Origin of the sequence: Brevundimonas sp. (assembly GCF_041911375.1) — a bacterium.
Lineage (GTDB): Bacteria > Pseudomonadota > Alphaproteobacteria > Caulobacterales > Caulobacteraceae > Brevundimonas.
On the sequence record NZ_JAYRPA010000071.1, the window covers coordinates 1 to 4,697 of the forward strand.

Consider the following 4,697-nt stretch of genomic DNA (forward strand, 5'->3'; position numbering starts at 1 on the left):
GCGTTGCGCGTCGCGGGGGCCGCGACCTAGCGCGCGCCGGGCGAGGGGGCGAGATATGCGGCGCCGTAATCTGCCGCCGCGTCGAAGACCTTTTCCAACCCGGCGGCCAGGCCCAGCAAAGCCGCCAGGACGATCGCAAGCGTCAGGCCGCGCGCGGCGACCCGCGCCCGGTCGCGTCGCGACGGCGCGGACTCGGCGGGGGCGGCGCGTTCCTGGAACAGGGTGGGGACGAACGCCGGCGCGGGCTCGGTCGACCGGCCTTCGAGATCCATGGTCGGCGCCGAGGGACCGGCGGGCGACAGCCATCGGGCGACGAACTGGTCCAGGGTCATCGTCGCGCGCGGCTCCGAAGGTGGCGCCGATCATGCGAGAGCGGCTGAACAAGGTTATAAATGTCTTATCGGGAGACGAAAACCCTGCCAATAAGGGTTAATCGCCGCCCGCCGTCTCCGGCGCGCCCGGCAGGAGGTTAAAAGCCATGTCCAGGATCCCCGCCCTCGTCGCCACGGCGGCGCTCGCCCTGGCGGTGCCGGCTGCGGCCGGCGGCGTCCAGACGCCCTCGACCCCGTCCGCCCGTCCGCCCGCCCCGGCGGCGGCCGCCCTCGCCGCCGAGATCCGGCGCGCCTTCATCGACGCCCGCGACCGGGCGCAGCGCGAGGGCCTGTCGGGGGAGGCCCTCGAGCTGGCCGTGTCTGCGGCGGTGGAAGCCGTGATCGCCGGATCGGGCGCCGATCCCCAGACCGTCCTCGAGGCCCTGCGCCTGGCCCTGGCCGAAGAACAGTGCGTGCTCGAGGCGGACGGCCAGTGGAACCGCCTGGGGTGCGCGGCCCTCGGTCGGCTGGCCGCCGCGATCGCCGCCACGCTCGAAGGGCCGGCCGCAGGCGGCGGCGGCGGCGACGTGGCCGTGGGACCCGTGACGCCGCCGCCGGGCGTCGGCGGCGGTCCCGACTACGACGACAACTGATTGCGGATCGCTCGGGGGCGCCTCATGAGACACACCGTCCTTCTCTTCACGTCCGGCCTCGCCGCCGTGCTCGGCGCGACCCCGGTCCTGGCCCAGGCCGACCTGTTCGCGCGGGACCGCAACGTCGCCGTGTCCCAGCGTCCGCGGCCGGAGCTCCAGGCGCTCGGCCTGCGCTGGGGCGCCTTCATGGTTTATCCCGAGGCGCAGCTGGACGTCGGCTATGACGACAACGTCACTGCGGCGGAGACCGACGAGCGGTCGGACTGGCTGGCGCGCCTCTCGCCGAGCGTGGAGCTGGAATCGGGCTGGTCGCGCCACAGCCTCACCGCCTACGCCCGCGCGGCGGTGACCCGCTATCTGGACTACGACCGCGACGACACCGAGACCTGGGCGGTGGGAGCCTCGGCGCGCGGCGACATCCAGCGCGGCTCGAGCGTCCAGGGCGGCTTCGAGATCGCCCGCCAGGTCGAGCCGCGGACCTCCTCCAGCGCGCCCCAGTCCCTAGCGGAGCCCATCGTCTTCGACAGCCGCAGCGCCAATCTGCGCGCCACCCACAACTTCAACCGCCTCCGCCTCAACGGGCGCTTCGACGTGCGCGACTACGACTACGAAGATGGCCGGCTGATCAACGGGGCGACGGTCAACCAAGACGACCGCGACCAGACCACATACGAGGCGCTCGGGCGCGTCGACTATGCGCTGAGCCCGGCCACGGCGCTCTATGGCCAGGTGTCGGTCAACACTCGATCATTCGACGCCACCGGCGCGGCGGGTACCCCCAACCGCGACTCCGAGGGCGTCAATGCCCTGGCTGGCGCCAACTTCGAACTGGGCGAACTGGTTCGGGGCGAGATCGGGCTCGGCTATATCGAGCAGCGCTTCGACGATCCGCTCTACGGCTCCCTTAGCGGGCTCAGCACCAATGCCCGGCTGGAATATTTCGCGACGCCGCTGCTCACCCTGGGCCTGACCGCAAACCGCGCGGTGACCGATTCCGGCATTCCCGGCTCGGCGGGCATCCTGGCCACCACCGTCCAGGCCACGGCGGACTATGAGCTGCGACGTAACATCCTGGTCGGCGCCCGGCTCGGCTTCGCCGACGAGGAGTTCGACGCCATCGACCGCGACAACCAGCGCATCTTCGGTGGCGTGCGCGCCACCTATCTGATGAATCGCCGCTTCGGCGTGACGGCAAGCTATGACGTCGAGACCCGAGAGTCCTCAGGGCTCCAGGCCGTCAACGACTTCACGGCCAACCGCTTCCTGATCTCGCTCGTCGCCCAGTACTGATTTTTCCCCGAACCGGTTCCCGATCATGACATTAGCCAACGATCCAACTGGCGCGCCCGGCCGCACGGGGACCGACCTGTTCAGCCTGCGCAACCTCCTAGCCATGTTCCGCCGCCGGATGCGGCTGTTCGCCGGGGTGGCGCTGCTGGTCTTCTTGGCCGCCGTCCTCGCCACCCTGCAGGCCACCCCGCGCTACACGGCCGAGGCGCGCATCATGTTCAACACCCGGCAGGAACAGGTCCTCGAAACCAAGGCGGTCCTGTCCACCCTGCCGGCGGATTCCGGCGTCATCGACACCGAGGTGGAGGTGCTGCAGTCGCGGACCCTGGCCCGCCAGGTCGCCGAGCGTCTCCATCTGGAGAACGACCCCGAGTTCAACTGGGCGCTTCGGCCGCCGGGCGGCCTGCAGGCCCTGCTTGCTCGGCTGCAGGGGCGCGCGCTCGTCCGCCCGACGCCGCCTCGGACCGAGGTCGAAATCGAGGCGGGCCGCGAGCGCGCCACCTCCGCCCTGCGCGGCGGCCTCAACGTGCGCCGCTCCGGCCTGACCTACATCATCGGGGTGGCCTTCACGTCGCTGGATCCCGAAAAGTCCGCGCGGATCGCCAACGCCTTCGCCGAACAATATGTATTGAACCAGATCGAGGCCAAATACGACGCCACACGCCAAGCGAATAGCTTTCTGGAGGAGCGGGTGCGGTCGCTGCGCGGGGAGGTGCTGGCCGCCGAGGCCGCGGTCGAGCAGTTCCGCGTGGCCAATAACCTGCTGAGCAGCTCGGGCACCACCCTGACAGAGCAGGAAATCTCCGCCTACAATCAGCAGCTCTCGGCCGCCTTGGCCGACCAGGCGGCGGACGAGGCGCGGCTGCGGACCGCCCGCAGCCAGCTCGCGCGCGGCTCGTCCGGCGACGACGTCGGGGAGGCCCTGCAATCGAGCGTGATCGCTCAGCTCCGCGGCCAGCGCGCCCAGGTCGCGACGAGGGTGGCGGACCTGCAAGCCAACTACGGCCCGCGCTATCCCGAACTGATCCGCGCGCGCCAGGAGCTCCAGGCCATCGACGCCCAGATCCAGGCGGAGATCCGCCGGGTGATCTCCAACCTCGAGGCCCGGGTGCAGGTGGCGCGTGACCGCACCGCCGCCGTCCGCTCGACCCTCGACCGCGCCCGCGGCACCCTGGCGGGCAACAACGCCGCCAGCGTCCGGCTGAACGAGCTGGAGCGAGCCGCGGAGTCGGTCCGCACCCAGTACACGGGCCTGCTTGAACGCTACCAGGAGACCTCCTCCCAAACCGGCGTCGCCACCGCGGACAGCCGCGTGGTCTCGCCGGCGCGTGCGAACGGCAATCCCTCTTCACCCAACATCCCAGTCAATCTGGCGTTGGGCCTGATCTTCGCGGTGGGGGCGGGCGCGGTCGCGCTCGTCCTGGCCGAGATGTTGGACGACGGCCTGACCACAGCCGACGACGTCGAAAGCCGGCTGCAACAGCCCACGCTCGGCTCCATCCCGCTGCTCATGTCGATCGCCGAGTTCCGTGATCGGAAGATGCCGCCGACCGACTATCTGTTGTCGCGGCCGCTGTCGGGCTTCGCCGAGGCCTTCCGCAGCCTGCGCACCTCCATTCTCTACGCCCGCGTCGGCAAGCCGGTGAAGGTGGTGGCGGTGACCTCCGCCCTGCCCGGAGAAGGCAAGACCACCACAGCGGTCTGCCTGGCCCTGTCGGCCGCCCAGGCGGGCTCCAAGGTGGTGATCGTCGATTGCGACATCCGTCGGCGCAACGTTAGCCGCCTGCTCGGCGTCAAGGCCGACCAGGGCCTGCTCGATGTCCTGGACGGCGCCGTTCCGCTGGAGGAGGCCCTGATGAAGGGTGAGAGCTCCGGGGCCTGGGTCCTGCCCCTGGCCAAGCGCGACTTCACCCCCCAGGAGGTCTTCAACACCCCCGAGATGGACGCCCTGCTGGAGGCCCTGCGCGCGCGCTTCGACCTGGTGATCCTGGACACCGCCCCGGTGCTGGCCATCGCCGAGACCCGGGTGCTCGCCAGCCTGTCCGACGCCGTCGTCTTCCTCACCCGCTGGCGCAAGACCCCGGCGAAGGCGGCCGATGCGGCGCTGCGCGCCCTCGAGCAGTCAAACGCCGTGGTCGCCGGCGTCGTCCTGACCCAGGTCGACGTCAACCAGCAGGCGCGCTACGGCTACGGCGATCCGGGCTACTACTATTCCAGCTACAAGAAATACTATTCAACCTGAGGGGGCGATGAGGCGCAGCCGTGCGGTCTCGCTCATCGACCCGGCCCGTCGGCGCGATCTCGCGCTCGTCGCGCCGCCGGTCGCCCTGTTGTGGATCGGCCATCTGGTCGGCGGGGCGAGCGGGCCGGTCGCCGCGGCCTGGCTGACGGCCGCCTTCGCGGCTGTGGCGGCGGGGGCGTTGGCCGCCGGCGTCGCCGTTCC

General features: G+C 70.9%; 5 protein-coding genes. 4 read left to right on the plus strand and 1 reads right to left on the minus strand.

Annotated elements, in window-relative coordinates; all coding sequences use genetic code 11:
- Positions 1–26 precede the first annotated feature (26 nt).
- Positions 27–332 (minus strand): hypothetical protein, encoded by a 306-nt coding sequence (locus tag ACE3PU_RS12155; RefSeq protein ID WP_374390123.1) that lies wholly within the window; start codon positions 330–332, stop codon positions 27–29.
- A gap of 146 nt (positions 333–478) precedes the next feature.
- Between ACE3PU_RS12155 and ACE3PU_RS12160 the strand changes: the two genes are divergently transcribed.
- The 4 genes from ACE3PU_RS12160 to ACE3PU_RS12175 all read left to right on the plus strand — a co-directional run.
- A complete protein-coding gene (locus tag ACE3PU_RS12160) occupies positions 479–964 on the plus strand; it encodes a hypothetical protein (RefSeq protein ID WP_374390125.1) in 486 nt (161 codons plus the stop codon).
- A gap of 24 nt (positions 965–988) precedes the next feature.
- Positions 989–2,254, plus strand: a complete 1,266-nt coding sequence (locus tag ACE3PU_RS12165; protein ID WP_374390127.1) for an outer membrane beta-barrel protein — start codon at positions 989–991, stop codon at positions 2,252–2,254.
- Between the two features lie 25 nt (positions 2,255–2,279).
- Entirely contained in the window at positions 2,280–4,496 is a 2,217-nt protein-coding gene (locus ACE3PU_RS12170) for a GumC family protein (protein WP_374390129.1), read from the plus strand.
- Between the two features lie 7 nt (positions 4,497–4,503).
- On the plus strand, positions 4,504–4,697 hold a 194-nt coding region (locus tag ACE3PU_RS12175), incomplete at its 3' end, for a hypothetical protein (protein WP_374390131.1).

Bases quoted from the DNA above. Each gene is read 5' to 3' on its own strand.
- ACE3PU_RS12165 (WP_374390127.1), top strand. From the start codon at position 989: ATGAGACACACCGTCCTTCTCTTCACGTCCGGCCTCGCCGCCGTGCTC.
- ACE3PU_RS12170 (WP_374390129.1), top strand. From the start codon at position 2,280: ATGACATTAGCCAACGATCCAACTGGCGCGCCCGGCCGCACGGGGACC.
- ACE3PU_RS12155 (WP_374390123.1), bottom strand. From the start codon at position 332: ATGACCCTGGACCAGTTCGTCGCCCGATGGCTGTCGCCCGCCGGTCCC.
- ACE3PU_RS12160 (WP_374390125.1), top strand. From the start codon at position 479: ATGTCCAGGATCCCCGCCCTCGTCGCCACGGCGGCGCTCGCCCTGGCG.